This window comes from Legionella steelei (assembly GCF_001468005.1).
Lineage (GTDB): Bacteria > Pseudomonadota > Gammaproteobacteria > Legionellales > Legionellaceae > Legionella > Legionella steelei.
Genome location: NZ_LNYY01000019.1, coordinates 765,767 through 783,431 on the forward strand (window position 1 = coordinate 765,767; position 17,665 = coordinate 783,431).

Consider the following 17,665-nt stretch of genomic DNA (forward strand, 5'->3'; position numbering starts at 1 on the left):
ATGCCGGCTATATGGCTAATATAAATTCATTTTTATATGAATATGCTCTTGATGGCAAAAGCAAAACTAATGTGCTACAACCTTGTTTTGCTTTTTTATATTGATTATTACTCAATTGCCCCAATACTTTTATCAAAATATAAAGGCTCACGATTAATCTCATCTTGCGCAGGATCAATTTTGTATTCAGGTAAGGATTTCATTAAATCAACAACACGAATAATCGTATCGAAAAATTGATTTCTGTACGCATTGGCTGTCCGATTTAACTCATCCGCTTGGTCCACATATTCCATTACCTGATCATCAAAATCTATGTCCAGTTGCAAAATTTCTGCTAACGCGGCTTGTATTTTTCTTTTTAAGTCTTCTGTCAATGAAATTTTAAGCATTTCATTCATTTTCTCTATAAAAAGAGATTCATTAGCTTGAACTTCTGCCATATTGCAATAAATCAAAGCGTGATTAACTGCCTTTCGTATTTGGCTCTTTTTCACTGAGAGAGCAGCAGTTTTAAATATACTATTAATTGACTTAATTGCTTTTTCCAATTCCGTGTTAAACATTTGAGTAATTTGAATCAAAATACGTTGGCTGGTCGCAATCAAGTAATCATGATTCCCCTGTACCTTTTGAAACTCCTCACCAAGCGCAACTAATTGTTGTCGCTCGTTTTCTATCACTTCACGTGTTGCAGCACCTTGTGCCTCCTCACCTTTGGAGTTTTCACCAGAAAGCAGATAATCAATGTATAATTTTTGCACATAAACATGATAATCGTTTGCTTGCTGTAAGACGATACCATTGAGAACACTTTTTAATGGAACTAGTAATATGCGATGATAAAAACTAAATGGACTTTTAATCGCTGCAACCAATTCTGTTTGCACCAAATTGATTTTGTATCTACCTAATATACGCTCAGCGGTTATTACTCCATAAGTTGAAAACCATTGGCTTAACTCAGTATCAATTTCTTGCTCGTTCATTTTTCATCCAATTTAATTTCTTTAAGGTATATGATATAAGACAGTTTATTTTAATTAAGTATAGTGTGTATCCCGCAGATGTTAAAACGATTAGATAATGATTTACAATTATTAAATAACTTTCTTCAGGTAAAAACACCCCAAGCATGGTTAGATTACGCAGCAAATCATATTCCTTTACTATTAATTGACCATGCCCATTGTGAGCGCAAAGCTGCAGCGACTGCAATTAACTTTATGAGCAAATATCCAGAAAAAAGAGAACTTGTTGACGTAATGTCTCCTTTAGCTCGTGAAGAGTTACTGCATTTTGAAAAAGTCATTCATTTTATGACCCAAAAAGGGATCGAATTTTGTCCGCTACAACCCTCAGGCTATGCGACACAAATGCATAAACTGGTTACGAATAAGGATGTACCTCAGCGTCTAAGTGATCAACTGATCATTGGTGCCATTATTGAAGCCCGTTCCTGTGAGCGTTTTTACGCAATCATTCCTTATCTAGAGGATCAAGATTTAATCAAATTTTACAGAACTTTAATTAAATCCGAGGCGCGTCATTTTGAGAATTATTTGAGACTTGCAAAATTATACGGTGGTGATATAGAACAGCGTTTAAAATTGTTTTTATCTTTAGAAAATGATTTTATTTTAGCAACTGACTCGGTATTTCGCTTTCATAGCGGAATACCGCAGCTTCAATGAGTCATTATGTAGGTGTGGGCGTACTATTTTGCTCTGGCTCTTGTTGCTCACCATATTTCAATTTGGCGTTTGCTTTTAAGAATGAAGAAAAGCTAGTATTAGGATCGTTGTTTAAATCATTAAACACATCTTCATCTAATAATGCACCAGTTGTCTTATTTTTATATGCTACTGGAGTCCCACGAGGAGTCCCTGGAGGATTGAGGATAGGTTCATAACCATTTTCTTCTAACCAAAGGTCAACAAATACCTTAAATGCTTTATTTGCTTCATTTTGTTCTTTTACAAGCCTTCCATCTGCAGTTTTCTTATCACCTAAGGAAGCCCCAGTATCAGCACGAGTTAAGTCAGCGATATGAACTTTTCCATCTTTAAACGTAACCTTATGATCTAAAACAGGGGAAGCAATATCACCGACACCTTTAATAAGCTTATGCATTATCGCTGCTTTAATCGACTGATAGATCCTTTCGTTAGGATGAAATATAGCGCCAATATAAGGAACATTTTTAGTTTTTGTTTTCACATAGTCCACTAGCTCGCCGCCAACTTGATCAACAGATATGTTTATTGCTTTATTAAGCTTTGTTAACATGTTCAGCAAGGACATCATGTTAGAACGCCAATCGTTGAAGGCATTTTGCTCTGAGTTAATCATACTGTCAGCCAATTGATCGACTTCTTGCCAATAAGTTTCTGGCCCGCCCTCTCTTCGATTTTTGAGTTTATGCTTGTTTCTCAAGTCGTCCATAAACTTGGCCCACTTTTGTCGCTGCGCCATTTGCGCAGTCTCAAGACCTGATTGCCAATCTTTATCGCGTTGATCTTTACGGAGTTTCTCCACTCCCTCTACGGAGCTTTTATTCGCTTCATCCCTTCGTTTATCAAATTCAGTCGACATATCAGATCACTCCAAAATCAAGGGCGGGCAAAATAGAACCCTTTTGTATTATGATAACACAACAGCTGGGGTTTGTCATCCCAGTCACTGAGGACATACCGTTTTAATTCTTGCGAATTATTTTGATAAGAAATTATGCCAGGTTTATGGGTATGGCCATGAATTAATTGGGTCACTTGATAATGCAACATGTGCTTAATTACCTCAGTTGCAACCACATCCATTTCATCCAAAGGTTTGTTTTGATTCATCTGGCTACGGTAACGTATTTGCTTCACTAAGCGCTCACGATATTTTCTTGTTAAACTTAAAAATAAGACAGGAAATATTCTGTTTCGAGTTATCAGTCGAAAACGTTGATGCGCCAAGTCTTTAGTACAATATCGATCCCCATGTACTAAGAGTATTTTTTCCTGGCCTAATTGGATTACAGTCGGTTCAGGCAAAATTGTCCATCCAGCTAGTTTTGCAAAAGCTTTCCCCAATAAAAAATCACGGTTTCCATGCATATAAAATATATTAATTCCTTGTTTTTTTAAAGAAAATAGCTGCTGTGCAATACCTCGGCTCCATTCATCAGTGGTATCATCTCCCGCCCAAGCATGAAAAAAGTCACCGAGAATATAAACATTTTTAACTGAAATCTTTGCCCATTCAAGAAATTGATTAAAACGTTCCTGAATGGCCTGCTCTTCTGGATGCAAATGAAGATCAGAAATAAAAACAGCTTCTATCATAAAGGCTCAATATGTATGTGATCATCCATTAAATAAATTTGGCACGGTCCATTATAAGGTTCAATGGCATCGCTTAAGCGATAATATCCAGCAATTGATACTAACTCAGCCTCAAGTGATTGACAAAAAATTCTCGCCTCTTTATCACCTGAGATCCCCGCTAAAGCTCTGCCTCTTAAAGCACCATAAACATGAATGCAACCATCAGCTAACAATTCAGCACCATGGCTGACTGAAGAGGCAATCACCAGATCGGAACCCTTTGCGACTACTTGCTGTCCTGAACGAACTGGCGTGGTAATTAATTTTGTTATTGTTTTTGTTGATTCATGATGATTATTTTCAATTGGTCGCTCAATAATAGGCTTATCTTGAGTCGACGATGCATGTAAGACTGCTAACCCATGGCATTGAGCTAATGTATTATGTACGACACTTCCTCCTTGAATGGCAACAGGAATCATCCCATGTGTGCGCGCGGTTTGGAGCAAAGACGGTAAATCAAATTCCAATTGTTGTACCGAAGACAAATCAAAAACAACAGGGGTATGTTCAAATAATTTGGGGGCTTTGGCAACAGTGTCAACCAGCTGCTGCGAAAAAATATTAGGGTCTGTATTTAATACATGCAATACAGTAAACGTATAAAGACGGCCCTTCAGTTTAAATGCTTGAGTTTGTGTTGTATGTTCACTCATGAGTATGATATCCATAACGAATATTTTTGTTTATACTAACATGTGAAAACCAATAACAGAAGGATATTAAGGTGGATAAACGGTGGTTTGAACAATATCAGAAAGGAGTTCCGCACGAAATTGACTCGAGTCAATATTCTTCCCTCGTAGATTTGTTTAAAGAATCATGCACGCGTTATGCTAAAAAAACCTCATATATCAATTTGGGGAGCGGTATTACTTTTAGTGAACTGGATGAGTTAAGCAGGGATTTGGCTGCGTACCTTCAACAACTTAAATTGGATAAAGGCGCACGCGTAGCAATCATGCTCCCTAACGTTCTTCAATATCCAGTAGCTTTGTTTGCTATCTTACGTGCAGGTTATGTAGTTGTTAATACCAACCCACTGTACACTACAGACGAACTGATTCACCAGATGAATGACTCAGGCGCTGAAGTAATCATTGTTCTTGCAAATTTTGCAAAAACCGTTGAAAAGGCACTAAGCGCCATTCCAGCATTAAAACATGTCATTGTCACTGAAATAGCCGATTTGTTTCCAACGCCGAAGCGTATTATTGTCAATGCAGTAGTTAAATACATTAAAAAAATGATACCTGCTTATGAGATTCCTCACGCAGTAGCATTTAATTATGCATTGCTTGAAGGAAAACAGGCGCCATTACATCACGTAGAGTTAGGTCATAATGACATTGCATTTTTGCAATATACCGGAGGAACAACCGGTGTGGCAAAAGGTGCGATTTTAACTCATGGCAATATGGTCTCTAATGTCCTGCAAGCCGAAGCATGGATTACACCTATAGGTTTAGATGGTGATGAAATCATTGTTACAGCGATTCCGCTGTATCACGTTTTCTCCCTTACGGCCAATTGTTTAACTTTTTTAAAACTGGGTGCAAAGAACATTCTTATTACAAATCCCCGTGATGTAGGACACTTTATTAAAGAAATCAAAAATGGGCATTTTTCAGCAATTACCGGTGTTAATACCTTATTTAATGCTTTATTAAACCATCCTAAATTTAAAGAAGTCGATTTCAGTAAACTAAAAATTTCACTTGCTGGCGGGATGGCATTACAAAAAAGTGTAGCACTTAAGTGGCTGGAAACAACCAAGACGCCTGTATTAGAAGCTTATGGTTTAACAGAAACCAGTCCTGCTGCCATTATGAATCCTATGAATCTTACTGAATATAATGGAAGCGTAGGATTACCAGTTCCTTCCACCGATGTGATTATCCTCGATGATGATGAGCATGAAGTGCCGGTAGGAACAAGCGGGGAAATATGTATTAAAGGTCCTCAGGTAACTCCGGGATATTGGAAACGACCCGATGAAACCGCTATGGTGTTTACTAAAAATGGCTATTTAAAAACAGGTGACATTGGCAAAATGGATGAAGAAGGTTTTATTTATTTGGTCGATCGCAAAAAAGATATGCTACTTGTCTCTGGTTTTAATGTTTATCCAAATGAAGTAGAACAAGTTATCTCAATGCATCCTGGTGTTTTAGAGGTTGGGGTTGTTGGTGTTGTTGATAAGGAGTCCGGTGAGCGTGTTAAAGCCTGTATCGTGAAAAAAGATCCTGATTTAACTGCAGAACAAATCATTGCTTATTGTCGAGAGCATTTAACTGCTTATAAAGTTCCCAAAATAGTTGAGTTTTACTCTGAGCTCCCCAAAACAAACGTAGGGAAGATTCTGCGTCGAGCCCTTAAAGATACTCATGCGGCCTCTCCGAGCCTCCCTGAGAAAAAACCTGCTGTTACCATATAAAATCTTTAGTGTAGCCCGGATTAGCACAGTGTAATCCAGGCTACTTTAATACTAACTGCTTCATTATGTGAGCCGTTGCCCCCCAAACCCAATCTTCATTTGCAGTAAATTCACAGGTGACATAACGACGTCCTTCTCGATCAAATATATAATCTTTATAATTTTTTGCATCTTGAACTAATGTCATTGGAATGGATATGAGGCGAACTACTTCCTGCTGATTTAACTGATAAGGTTGAACAGACTCAACACTCGCATACCAAGGATGAATAATACTTCCTAACAACGTTCTTTGTGCGTTTAATTCTTTGATCAACGTAACGCGGTCTGAGTCAATCCCTAACTCTTCTTGTAGCTCTCGGAGCGCAGTCGCATAATAATTCTCGTCCCCCTCTTCCCATGAACCACCTGGGAAACAAATTTCACCAGGATGCGCCCGCAATTGGTCACTGCGTTTTGTCAAAATTAACGAGTCAGATAATTGCTCATACAGAACAACCACTGCAGAATGCACAATTCTTTTCCCTTTAAGTTCATTTAAGTCCATTAATAACCGCTGCTATTTTGATGAAACATTCACGATATTCATCTTCACTGTCTGAGTCAATAACTATTCCACCACCAGCAGCTAAATGTAAAATATTTTCTTTGGCGGTGATTGTACGAATGGCAATATTAGTATCAAAACGGCCATGTCGTGAAAAATAGCCTATGGACCCGCAATAAATCCCTCGGGCGTAAGACTCTTGCTCTTGAATAATTCGCATGGCTTCAATTTTTGGCGCGCCTGTAATAGACCCCCCAGGAAAGCAAGATACAAATGCTTCAAAAGGCGAAATTTGGGGCATGCATTGCGCTTCAATCGTACTTACTAAATGATGTACTGAATTATAACTTTGTACTTCACATAAATTAGTAACATGCACCGAGCCGGGCTGAGCAATTTTACCTAGATCATTTCTTAATAAATCAACGATCATGACATTCTCGGCGCGATTTTTTTCACAAGAAATTAATTTATTTTTTAAATGACCATCTTCAACAAGATCATGAGATCGTCCTATTGTTCCTTTAATAGGAGACGTCACTACTTTACCCATTTCATGAAGCAGAAATCGTTCTGGTGAGAAACTTAAAATATCAGCATGTTCTGTTCTCAAAAAAGCAGCAAATGGAACAGGGTTTTTCAAACAAATTCTTTCATAAAAAGCCCAGCTGTCTCCCTCATAGGCGGCATGAAATGCTTGTGTCAGATTAACTTGATAGCTTCTTCCGTCTTTCAACGATTGATAAACAGAGGAGAATGCCTCAAGGTAATCCTCTTTAGTCATCAAAGGAGTAAAATTGCTTCTAATTGTTGCTACACCAGGTTGACGAATGGGGTTATTCCATAATTCAAGTACTTCATCAACTATTCTAGGCGTTGATTGATGTGTATTGGCAGCAAATAATGTGATGGCCTTTTTATAGTGGTCAACAATAATGGCCCAATCATATAAACCCAAATTTAATAAAGGCATATTCTCTAATGTGGGTTGTATATTAGCATTAATACCGAGCAACTTTGCTCCAAGATCATAGGCTACATATCCCAGGGCTCCTCCCTGAAAAGGGAGATCCGTCACCGAGGGTATAGGAGATAAAATTTGACTTATTTTTTTCAATGATTGTGATAAATCAGAAGCATTTTGATCGATTTGGATAAAATCATAAGGATAAGCACTAAGAATATCGTAGCGCCCATGAGTTCGGTCAGTACTTTCTAAAAGAGCAAAACCAGGTAAATGCCTTAATTTTTGGTAATAATCGTGTAGCGCATAATGATAGTCCAATGAATGTAGTACAAACTGACTCAAAATAAACCTCATAGGTAATTAATTATTAAGAACTTACTTTTATGTAACCTGATGCAACACTGCGAACCCAGGATATCAATATTTAATAATTTCCAGATTCGCAGTGTTGCATCCAGGCTAACTCTGATAACACGAAATCAACACTAATACTCTGGTTTTTGAATTAATTTGTGAGTATGCTATGCAAACGCTTTATTGACAAGGAGCCACATATGGCAACAGTTGCTCAATTTGATATTACTTATATTCAATTTTTAAATGAACATGGAAAATTAGTTGGCCAACTGCCCACTTTTGCCCATGATCATTCGGCGCTAAAAGAACTTTATAAAACCATGGTTCTGACCCGTACCTTTGATAAAAAAGCTATTGCTTTGCAAAGAACTGGTAAAATGGGAACTTATGCTCCTATTAACGGACAAGAAGCAATTTCTACGGCTATTGGACATGCGATGCGTACCGAAGATGTACTGATTCCTTATTACCGTGATTATGCAGCTCAGTTTCAACGCGGCGTGAAAATGTCTGAAATTTTAGCTTTCTGGGGTGGTGATGAACGTGGCAGTCAGTTCTCCTCTAATGCAGAAGACTTACCCATATGTGTTCCTATTGCCTCTCAATGTTTGCATGCAACAGGTATTGCATTTGCTTTCCAATATCGTAAACAACCACGTGTTGCCGTAGTTTGTCTTGGTGAGGGAGGAACCTCTGAAGGCGACTTCTATGAAGCAATGAATGTCGCAGGTACTTGGAATTTACCTGTTGTTTTTGTAGTGAATAATAATCAATGGGCAATTTCAGTACCTAGAAACCAACAGACGGGCTCAAAAACGATTGCACAAAAAGCAATAGCTGCTGGTTTTGAGGGCATACAAATCGATGGCAATGACATATTGGCAACAAGACAAGTTATCGGCGATGCGATTGAAAAAGCGCGACGTGGTGAAGGCCCTACTTTAATTGAGGCTTTATCTTATCGTTTATCTGATCACACAACGGCTGATGATGCCACTCGTTATCAACCTGGTTCGGAAGTTGAACAAGCCAAACCTAAGGAACCCATATCACGTTTTAAAGAGTTTCTCGTAGAACAAAAAATCTGGAGTGCACAAGACGAAGAACATTTAGTAATCCACTGTGCTGAGGAAGTAGAAAAAGCAGTCGATGAATACTTAAGTATGAAAACACAGCCTATCAGCAGTATTTTTGATTATCATTACGCTGAATTACCTGAGTATTTAGTAGAACAACGCGCAATAGCTATGGAGGAAGCATCTAATGCCTGATATTACGTTGATTGAGGCAGTAACTCAGGCTTTGGCTTATGAGTTAGCTCATGATGAAAATGTTGTTGTTTTTGGAGAAGATGTTGGCAAAAACGGCGGTGTATTCCGTGCCACAGTAGGATTGCAAGAGCGCTTTGGTGAAAAAAGAGTATTTGATACTCCTCTAGCAGAATCCATGATTGCTGGATTGGCGATTGGAATGTCAATTCAGGGGCTAAAACCTGTCGCTGAATTTCAGTTTATGGGATTTATTTATCCTGCTATGAACCAAATTATTTCTCATGCTGCTCGTATGCGCAATAGAACGCGTGGACGGTTACATTGTCCTCTCGTTTTTCGAGCTCCTTTTGGCGGAGGTATCCGCGCTCCTGAACATCATTCAGAAAGTACAGAAGCATTATTTGCTCATATTCCTGGATTACAAGTAGTAATCCCCTCTTCACCCAAACGAGCCTATGGCTTGCTTTTAGCCGCTATGCGTAATCCTGATCCCGTGATTTTTCTTGAACCCAAACGAATTTATCGTTTGGTCAAGCAACCCGTAGAGGATAATGGTGAAGCACTTCCTATCGGTAAATGCTTTACTTTACAGCAAGGTGATGACGTCACTTTAATAAGCTGGGGCGCTAGCATGCATGAGACCCAACAGGCAGCAAAACAATTAAGCAGCGAAGGAATTTCTTGTGAAATCATTGATGTTGCAACCATCAAACCACTGGATATAGAAACAATTCTAGCTTCGGTAGAAAAAACTGGACGTTGTGTTATCGTTCATGAGGGAGCAAAAACTTGTGGGGTTGGCGCTGAAATTTCAGCACAGATTATGGAACATTCTATGGCTGATTTAATGGCTCCGGTCCAACGAGTAACTGGATATGACACTGTAATGCCCTATTTCCAACTGGAAAAGCAATACATCCCCAGTGTTACACGTATTAAAAACAGCGTTATGAGCATAATGGAGTAATAATGAATATTTTCAATCTACCTGATTTGGGTGAAGGCCTACCAGATGCTGAGATACATGAATGGTTCGTCAAAGAAGGCGATACTGTGGTGGCAGATCAACCGTTAGCTTCTATGGAAACTGCAAAAGCTGTAGTGGATGTACCTTGTCCTCAGTCTGGAACGATTAGCAAATTATATGGGAAACCTGGTGATGTAATTAAAACAGGAGAACCTTTGGTAGCTTTTGAATCAACCAGTGCTAAACCAGCAGATAAAGGAACAGTAGTTGGTAACTTAGAAGAAAGTAACGAAATCTTTGAAGATAATTTTACTGTTGGTGTCCAACACTCTAAAAATCGAATTAAAGCAACTCCCGCAGTGAAAATGCTTGCTAAAAAGTTAGGCATTGATTTATCTACAGTTAAAGGAACTGGAGAGTTTGGTGTTATTACGCGGGATGATGTTCAGACACAAGCAGATAAAAACGCTGAAGTTCCTGCTGGTTTTGAGCCGCTACGCGGAGTTAGACGAGCAATGCTCAATAGTATGATTCAATCTCATACAGAAGTAGTTCCTGTAAGTATTTTTGATGAAGCAGATATTAGTGCGTGGAAACCAGGTACTGATATTACAGTTCGCTTAATTAGAGCAATCACCTATGCTGCTAAAAAAGAACCAGCACTCAATGCATGGTTCGATACCAAACATAGTGCACGTCAATGTTTTGAGCAGGTACATCTTGGATTGGCTATGGATAATGAAGAAGGATTGTTTGTGCCTGTAATTCATAATGCAGGAACACTTTCCGATGCTGATCTGCGGAAAATGATTAATGACTTTAAAAAATCGGTGAGCAATCGAGAGATTACTGCAGATAAATTGAAAGGTGCAACGATAACTCTTTCCAATTTTGGAAAATTCGCTGGCCGTTTTGCAAGCCCAATTATTGTTCCACCGATGGTTGCCATTCTAGCTGTAGGCCGACTCTATCAAGGTGCTGTTGTGAATAACTCAGGAGCCATAGAAGCGCATAATATGCTGCCTTTGTCATTGAGTTTTGATCATAGAGCAGTTACTGGAGGCGAGGCAACTCGTTTCTTAGGTGCAGTAATGGAGTCCCTGCAGAAGGAATAGTAAATTCTTTCTCTTGATGGATGCAACCTGGGTGACGTGTAGAGGACCAGGGATCCAAGCTTAAATCATAGTTCAATCCCGGGTTACGGCTATGCCTCACCCGGGCTACAATTAACAATGTCTATCAAAGAAAAAGCATATTATTGTTGCATTTTTTGTTGTATTTTACCTTTTACTTTTTCAGCCATTTTCATTTTACACTGTTGCAATTGCTCTGGACTAAAATTGGTATTAGGTAATTTTTTTTGTCCCATTGCTACAGGTAAAACACAGTCTTTGACTAATTCCTTACCCGCACCTTGTCCACCTTTAAAGTATCCGTTTTGCATACAGGAGATTGCAATAGCTTTACATGGTCCTGTCCAGCCAAATAACGAAACACTCATTAATAAGCTAAATATACCAATCTTTGCAAATAATTTGTTCATATTAATAATTCCTTTTAGATTGAGGATAAAAAAATCCTATTTTTGAGAACTGCCTCTAAAATATAGCACAATATTTACACATTGCTTTTATTGTAAATAAAGAAGAAAAAACGAATACTTTCATATCTTTTCAAGAGCTCTTAGCGGGAACAAGCCACTTACTATTGAGTCAAATAGCCTATCAGAAGCATCGTAAACCAGGTATGAGCTCCCTTTCTTGATTATGAAACAGAGCATTCAATTTTTCAGCGGAGTTAGCCCAAAATAGTGGCTGTTGGTTGATACTATAGCCACTATTATAACGTCCTCTTGCAGAGGTATGACAGTGCATAAAAAAAATCAGTCGTTCAAGACGCTGATTAATCCTTTTTAAATCCATTTTAGTGTAGATACCTTTTCTTTTTTCAACATTTTCTAATGCCGTAGTTAAGGGGGGCTTTTGTTCATAATTCTCTTTGAGTGTTTTTAACAACTCATTATAGCGTTGCTGTTCGCAAGGAGCTGTCAATAATTCGGATTTATCAGCAAATAATTTTTTTACACTATGATACCGACGCCCTGAAGGCTGAACTGCGGCTAAAACACCTATCTCCGATGATTCACATATTAGTTTATTAAATAAACGCACACTTCCTTTAGAGTGAGCAATACACATAAGCATGTTATATCGCTTGCTATATGGAAGACGCTCATAATTTGCAATCAGATCAGGAATTTTTTTATATAACTCAACACAGGAGCTTATAGGATGTTTTTCAACATCTTGATTCAATAAACCACATTCTTTCATTGTACATAGTAAAGAAGCCAACTGCTTGTTATTGATTATGTATTGCCCAATGGCTCGTTTACACAATAGCAAGAGTTCTGATAGAGTTTTTTTGTGGCGTGACATATCAAAAACTGCAAAGTGACATCTTCTTTGTCTAAGATCAGAGAGCAGATAAGTGCTTTGCTTTTGATTATTCCATGGATTGATTAGAGTAACTTCAAAATCGCCTTGTTGCAAAGGGATAATTTTTTCGACTCGCAATGCATGACGTCCATGCCTCTTACCAAACTCATCAATGCGCCCAAAATCCATTCCTATAAATATAGGAACATTGGGGTTTATTGTTTTTAACTTTACAAGCTTATCTGGATCACGAAAACCCGTTACATAAATCCCTAAAAGCTTACCTAAAAATTCGGTGTCTCTGTGTGTAACAGCGGGATTATTATGAAATTTATTGTGAATGTTATGCGCACGAATGCTTTCTCCTTCCCAGTCTATCTGGTAAAAATAAGCGCTGATGCGTTCTAAAATTTTGACTGCGAGAGAATTGGAAGAGACACCGATTTTACTCTCATCGATTTCTTTTAATTTTTTATTATCAATAAAAATAACATCTTCGTCAGTGACTGGATCGTAAATGCAAGTATATTTCCCACTCATTTTTTCCGAATGCAACTTCATACTGTCATCAGTACGTTTAATGTGGAGAGTAATACCAGCCTCTGTTTGTTTGAATTTCGTACGAACAGCATCTACCCCGTCTGTTTCATTATTAAAAATGCAATCTAAGCTACTTAAGAGAAAGCAATCTCCAGTCTTGCCCTGCTTGATGGTAATGGGTTGACCTTTTTTCGGAAATAATGGTGTCATTGATTACAAATAATCAGTTAGTGAGTACAAATTATTAGACATAATATATTAAAGGATAAATATTAGTACATAATTTATATGATGACACACGATATCTGTGTAATTTAATAGCAAATTAACGCTTTATCAATCTGATTGTTTGCAACGGCCATGTATCAAATACAGCTGTGGTGAATGCTTGTCAATCTATGTCCGTGCAATTTTATTCAGTAAAACAGCGAGTCGACATCCTGCATATGTAGCTTGTTTTTGCACTAATAGCTGGGCATTTTCTTGATATTTAGCACTGGGTGTTTCATTAGGGTTCATTTGATAAACATTTTTTAAAGCCAATTTATAGGACATATTTGCCCATTTAGCAGGCCTTGTTTGTTCTTCAATATGCGAACAAGGTAACTTTTGCTCCAATTGCTGGGCAGTATTCTTCACTCGTGCTACATCATATCGCCCAAGAAAGAAACCAGCCCCATTATCCCAATATTGGTGCAAATTTTTACCTACTGGATTTGTTCCTAAAAAGAATAAATTACCACCTAAATCTCCCTTAGGATGTTGAGCACTCACTCTAGTGATTGCATGTAATGGTTGATGGATATCACCTGTTATATGAATCAACATACGTAACGCAAGTTTTTTGTCCGATGCAGATGTCTTTTTAGAAGAAAGTACAGAAGTCGCCTGCTTAATTGTCCGTATCGCATTGGTACTTTCAACAGGAGGCACAGCGGTTCCGTCGCTGGAAAAAGGTTTATCAATATAATGCATTACATCATACCAATACACTTCCCTCCACCTGATTTCATCCATCCAAGTGGATGCACTAACAAAGCTTGAATTAGGCGTATTATGTGTGCGTGAACGTAGATATTTAAAGCACATTTCCTTGGCTTTTGGTGATAAGTTATCATAGGCAATTTGTGCCACTACCCTGTGGCCTGCAGCATTCCATGCATAGCTGTTTAAGGCGCCTAAGCAAAAAATAAGTCCATATATAATTCGTGACATAATTAACCTAAATAGGGAGACCACGCAGGCTCTTGTACATCTCCATCACGTGCAGGCAGTCTCATTCTTATTCTACCGTCAAGGGAAACGATACCTAATACACCTTTATCTTGATTGTGAGTCGCATAAAGAATTAAACGACCATTTGGTGCAACAGATGGAGACTCATCACGACCTGAGGAGGTTAGGCTGACAACAGGACCACCGCTTGCACTTTGTAATCCTATGTTAAATTGCCTGTCATCTCGATGCAACATAATAATATTTTTCATGTCTGGAGTATAAGATGCACGCGCATTGTAGTTGCCTTCAAAAGTTAGACGCGATACTTGGCCATTGGCTAAAGACAAACGATATATTTGTGGCGATCCACCTCTACCCGAAGTAAATAATATACTTTTACCATCTGGAGCATAACGTGGCTCCGTATCAATAGCATCACCAAAGGTTAATTGCTTCATAGTACCTGTATTGATGTCTATATTATAGATTTTAGGTGTTCCACTTTTAGATAATACTACAGCAAGTTCCCTTCCATCAGGCGACCATGCCGGAGCACCGTTGATTCCTGGGAAACTAGTAATTAAACGTCTTTGGCCCGTTTCAACTGAAACAGTAAATATTTGTGCTCTTTTTTTCTCAAATGAAACATAAGAAATGCTTTTACCATTTGGTGCCCAAGCTGGAGACATAATAGGCTCAGAAGAGACTAATAAACTTTGAGGATTATGTCCATCAGCATCAGCAACTTCCAGTGAGTAATGAGTACTGCTTGTAGTTCTTTGCACAGAAATATAAGCGATGCGCGTAGAGAATATCCCCTTCTCTCCAGTTAATTTTTGATATACCTCATCACTAATATGATGCGCCAAGGGCCTTATTTGATTCGCGCTAATTTGAAACGTTTTGGTTAATAAAGTTGCCCCATTAGCAACCGCATCAGATAGGGTAAAACTTACTTCGTAATGATTTCCTACCTGACTTACGCGACCAGTGACAACACTGTCTGCACCCAATTGTTTCAGCGTACTTACCGCCGATTGCGAATTAGCGCCTTGAGGACCTGAAACGATGCGAAACTGTCCTGATAAATTTAAATCGTTCTCAATAACTTGTCCGATTTCTTGTGCAGCACTATCTGAACCAAAAGAATTAATTGCAATCGGTAATGCTGAATTAATCCCTTGAGTTAATTCCAAATCTAGAGCAAAAACTTGCTGCGTCAAAAGTAATAAACATAGTGTAATAATTCGGTTAATCACGAGTTTTACCCCCTCACTTGTTCTGGTCGAACGGTTAAACTTATATCGCGAAACAGATTAAATGTTTCTGCATTCGCAGGTACAGGTAGCGGAGACGCCTTACGAATTGCTGTTTGTGCTGATCGGTCAAGTAATGGATCGCCACTACTACGGGTTAAAGTAACCTCCATTACCGTCCCATCAGGCGCAAGACGTATTCTGAATTGGCTCGATAAGCTGCTGTCAACGTTTTCAGGCAATATCCAATTTCTACCTATGGCATTTACAATAAGTGCTTTATATTTGTCGACTTCACCAGCTATACGTGCTTGTCTTTCAGCATTTTGCGCTGCTTGTGCTTGTTTGGCAGCTGCATCAGCCGCTGCTTGTTTTTTCTTTTCCATTTCTGCTTTTTTTGCCAGTTCGGCATTTTCCTTTTCAGCTTTTTCCTTCTCAGCTTGAGCTTTTTCTGCCATTTTTTTCTTATTCAAATCGGCAAGTTTTTGAGCTTCTAATTTCTGTTCTTTTACCAATTCTTCTTTTTGCTTTTTTAATTCCTCAACACGCTTCGCTTCTAATGCTTTTTGCTCAGCAAGTTTCTTGAGTCGCTTCTTTTCTTCCTCTGCTTGCTTTTTACGTGCAATCGCTATTTTATTGGCTTCTTCTTTAAGTCGTGCAATTTGTTGTTGTTCCTTTATTCTTTGTTGTTTAGCTGCTTCAGCTTGTCGCTTAAGTTCATTTTGTCGATTGATTTCGGCTCGTTTTTGTTGCTCACGTTCTTGCTTTAAGCGATTAACTGTTTCCATTACCTGCTTATTATCAACACTAACTGCCTTCACTACTTCAGGTTGTGGCGTTACAGCAATGGGCTGATCGACTCCTGGAGTATTCTTAGTTTCTGCTGTTAAAACAGGTCGTTGGCTTGAGTTGTCAGTTAATAACATCACGATTAAAAAAAGGTGTAAACCGAGCGCGGCAAAAAAGGCCTTACGATAACTAGGATTGCTTATCATGCTTGCCCCTCTGTTTTTTCTGCCCCTGAATCATCAGTCAACAATCCGACTTGCTCTGCGCCCGCTTGTTTAAGTAAGGCCATAGCCTGAACGACTTTTCCGTATGCTACCCCCTGATCTCCCTTTACTAGTACATTAAGCTTTTGATTTGATTGCTTTGCTAATTCCAATTCTGCAGCAACACGAACCACTAAAGCTTGAGACTCTATAGGTTCAGCAGGTGTACTACTGATGTTAAGGAAATAAGTGCCTTGCTGATTTACTGAAACAATAATAGGCTCTCTATCTGTAGGTGCCAAAGTCTGGCTTGCAGCTTTGGGCAGATCCACCGTAACTCCCTGACTCAGCATAGGTGCCGTGATCATAAAAATAACAAGTAAAACCAACATCACATCGATATATGGCACAACATTAATTTCTGATATGGGACGTTCGCGCTTGGTTTTTGCTCTGATCATTTCAAATTCTACCCTCTTACAGTATCACTGTTTTGTTGTTCTATAAGCGATATTAATTCTTCCTGAAATAAATCAAACCGATTTAATAAATCATTAGCACGTGTTGTATAGCGGTTGTATGCAATAACCGCTGGTATTGCTGTAAATAAGCCTAAAGCTGTAGCTACTAGTGCTTCTGAAATACCCGGAGCCACCATCGCAATAGTCGCTTGTTGTGCATGGCCTAATGCCTGAAAAGAGGTCATTATACCCCAAACCGTGCCAAATAATCCTACATAAGGTGCGATAGAACCTACTGAAGCGAAAAAGGGTAAATGCTTTTCTAGTTTTTCTGCTTCTTTTGCATGAGTAATTTGCATCACTCGCTGTATCGGCTCAATAATGACATTACCTTGTTTTCTGGTCCGTACAAATTCTTTAAAACCTGAATGGAAAATGGCTGCCATGCCATGACGCTCATTTAAATTACTATCAATATCAGCATAAAGTCTGCTTAAATCGCCACTATCCCAAAATCTTCGACTAAACGCTTCGGTAAGCTGTTTTTTTCGGTTAAAAAACCAGGCTCGTTGAAATATTAATGTCCAAGAAGTAATGGATGCAGCAGCTAGTAAAATCATGACTGATTTAACAACCAAACCTGCTTGCATAAAGTACATTAATACATTTGCTTGATTACTCATCTATATTATCTCCAGTACCAAGATCTTATCTATTTTTTCGTAGCCAATATTTGTAGCCTAGGTAAAGGCGTAAGCCGTAACCCAGAATTCTGGACTTGAATAAGGCTCATTTCCCGAGTTCCGCATCGCTGCACCGAAGCGACTCACCTATGCCACG

At 38.6% G+C, this 17,665-nt stretch carries 18 protein-coding genes; 5 read left to right on the forward strand and 13 right to left on the reverse strand.

From position 1 onward, the window contains the following. Window positions 1-107: 107 nt before the first annotated feature. The gene (locus Lste_RS07545; protein ID WP_058510434.1) at window positions 108-989 is read right to left on the reverse strand and encodes a hypothetical protein; all 882 of its coding nucleotides are present in this window, start codon (window positions 987-989) and stop codon (window positions 108-110) included. A gap of 78 nt (window positions 990-1,067) precedes the next feature. Here Lste_RS07545 and Lste_RS07550 point away from each other — a divergent pair, with 78 nt between their 5' ends. After that, window positions 1,068-1,694 carry a MiaE family protein gene (locus tag Lste_RS07550; RefSeq protein WP_058510435.1) on the forward strand — a complete coding sequence of 209 codons (627 nt, stop codon included), beginning with the start codon at window positions 1,068-1,070 and terminating at the stop codon, window positions 1,692-1,694. A gap of 4 nt (window positions 1,695-1,698) precedes the next feature. On the opposite strand, the gene Lste_RS07555 is transcribed toward Lste_RS07550, so the two are convergent. From Lste_RS07555 to minC, 3 genes are read right to left on the reverse strand one after another with little or no spacing between them, the layout of a single operon-like run. After that, complete coding sequence (locus Lste_RS07555) at window positions 1,699-2,595, reverse strand: hypothetical protein (protein WP_058510436.1); 897 nt, start codon at window positions 2,593-2,595, stop codon at window positions 1,699-1,701. Window positions 2,596-2,612: 17 nt separating this feature from the next. Continuing rightward, window positions 2,613-3,332, reverse strand: coding sequence for a UDP-2,3-diacylglucosamine diphosphatase (locus Lste_RS07560; protein WP_058510437.1), 720 nt, complete (start codon window positions 3,330-3,332; stop codon window positions 2,613-2,615). After that, window positions 3,329-4,030, reverse strand: a complete 702-nt coding sequence (minC, locus tag Lste_RS07565; RefSeq protein ID WP_058510438.1) for a septum site-determining protein MinC — start codon at window positions 4,028-4,030, stop codon at window positions 3,329-3,331. Before minC ends, Lste_RS07560 begins: the two co-directional genes overlap by 4 nt. Before the next feature lie 71 nt (window positions 4,031-4,101). On the opposite strand from minC, the gene Lste_RS07570 reads away from it, so the two are divergent. Then, on the forward strand, window positions 4,102-5,811 hold the full coding sequence (locus Lste_RS07570; protein ID WP_058510439.1) for an AMP-binding protein: 1,710 nt from the start codon (window positions 4,102-4,104) through the stop codon (window positions 5,809-5,811). A gap of 40 nt (window positions 5,812-5,851) precedes the next feature. On the opposite strand, the gene Lste_RS07575 is transcribed toward Lste_RS07570, so the two are convergent. Together Lste_RS07575 and pabB are read right to left on the reverse strand one after the other, a co-directional pair. Next, window positions 5,852-6,358, reverse strand: a complete 507-nt coding sequence (locus tag Lste_RS07575; RefSeq protein ID WP_058510440.1) for an NUDIX hydrolase — start codon at window positions 6,356-6,358, stop codon at window positions 5,852-5,854. After that, a complete protein-coding gene (gene pabB, locus Lste_RS07580) occupies window positions 6,345-7,667 on the reverse strand; it encodes an aminodeoxychorismate synthase component I (RefSeq protein WP_058510441.1) in 1,323 nt (440 codons plus the stop codon). Before pabB ends, Lste_RS07575 begins: the two co-directional genes overlap by 14 nt. Window positions 7,668-7,879: 212 nt before the next feature. On the opposite strand from pabB, the gene pdhA reads away from it, so the two are divergent. The 3 genes from pdhA to Lste_RS07595 are packed head-to-tail and all read left to right on the forward strand — an operon-like array spanning window position 7,880 to window position 11,035. Beyond that, window positions 7,880-8,953, forward strand: coding sequence for a pyruvate dehydrogenase (acetyl-transferring) E1 component subunit alpha (gene pdhA / locus Lste_RS07585; RefSeq protein ID WP_058510442.1), 1,074 nt, complete (start codon window positions 7,880-7,882; stop codon window positions 8,951-8,953). Further along, window positions 8,946-9,920 (forward strand): alpha-ketoacid dehydrogenase subunit beta, encoded by a 975-nt coding sequence (locus tag Lste_RS07590; RefSeq protein WP_058510443.1) that lies wholly within the window; start codon window positions 8,946-8,948, stop codon window positions 9,918-9,920. The genes pdhA and Lste_RS07590 overlap by 8 nt, the downstream gene beginning before the upstream one ends. 2 nt (window positions 9,921-9,922) lie before the next feature. Then, the gene (locus Lste_RS07595; protein WP_058510444.1) at window positions 9,923-11,035 is read left to right on the forward strand and encodes a dihydrolipoamide acetyltransferase family protein; all 1,113 of its coding nucleotides are present in this window, start codon (window positions 9,923-9,925) and stop codon (window positions 11,033-11,035) included. Window positions 11,036-11,175: 140 nt separating this feature from the next. Here the strand turns inward: Lste_RS07595 and Lste_RS07600 are convergent, their stop codons facing one another. The 7 genes from Lste_RS07600 to tolQ form a co-directional block, all read right to left on the reverse strand. Next, window positions 11,176-11,463 carry a hypothetical protein gene (locus Lste_RS07600; protein WP_058510445.1) on the reverse strand — a complete coding sequence of 96 codons (288 nt, stop codon included), beginning with the start codon at window positions 11,461-11,463 and terminating at the stop codon, window positions 11,176-11,178. 181 nt (window positions 11,464-11,644) lie between these two features. Beyond that, a complete protein-coding gene (locus Lste_RS07605) occupies window positions 11,645-13,108 on the reverse strand; it encodes a hypothetical protein (RefSeq protein WP_058510446.1) in 1,464 nt (487 codons plus the stop codon). A 186-nt stretch (window positions 13,109-13,294) separates the two neighbouring features. Then, the gene (locus tag Lste_RS07610) at window positions 13,295-14,113 is read right to left on the reverse strand and encodes a S1/P1 nuclease (RefSeq protein WP_058510447.1); all 819 of its coding nucleotides are present in this window, start codon (window positions 14,111-14,113) and stop codon (window positions 13,295-13,297) included. Window positions 14,114-14,115: 2 nt separating this feature from the next. Next, window positions 14,116-15,375 (reverse strand): Tol-Pal system beta propeller repeat protein TolB, encoded by a 1,260-nt coding sequence (gene tolB / locus Lste_RS07615; RefSeq protein WP_058510448.1) that lies wholly within the window; start codon window positions 15,373-15,375, stop codon window positions 14,116-14,118. A 5-nt stretch (window positions 15,376-15,380) separates the two neighbouring features. Next, window positions 15,381-16,367 carry a cell envelope integrity protein TolA gene (tolA, locus tag Lste_RS07620; protein ID WP_058510449.1) on the reverse strand — a complete coding sequence of 329 codons (987 nt, stop codon included), beginning with the start codon at window positions 16,365-16,367 and terminating at the stop codon, window positions 15,381-15,383. Continuing rightward, window positions 16,364-16,825, reverse strand: a complete 462-nt coding sequence (gene tolR, locus Lste_RS07625) for a protein TolR (protein WP_058510450.1) — start codon at window positions 16,823-16,825, stop codon at window positions 16,364-16,366. The genes tolA and tolR overlap by 4 nt, the downstream gene beginning before the upstream one ends. Window positions 16,826-16,833: 8 nt before the next feature. Further along, entirely contained in the window at window positions 16,834-17,508 is a 675-nt protein-coding gene (gene tolQ / locus Lste_RS07630; RefSeq protein ID WP_058510451.1) for a protein TolQ, read from the reverse strand. Window positions 17,509-17,665 lie beyond the last annotated feature (157 nt).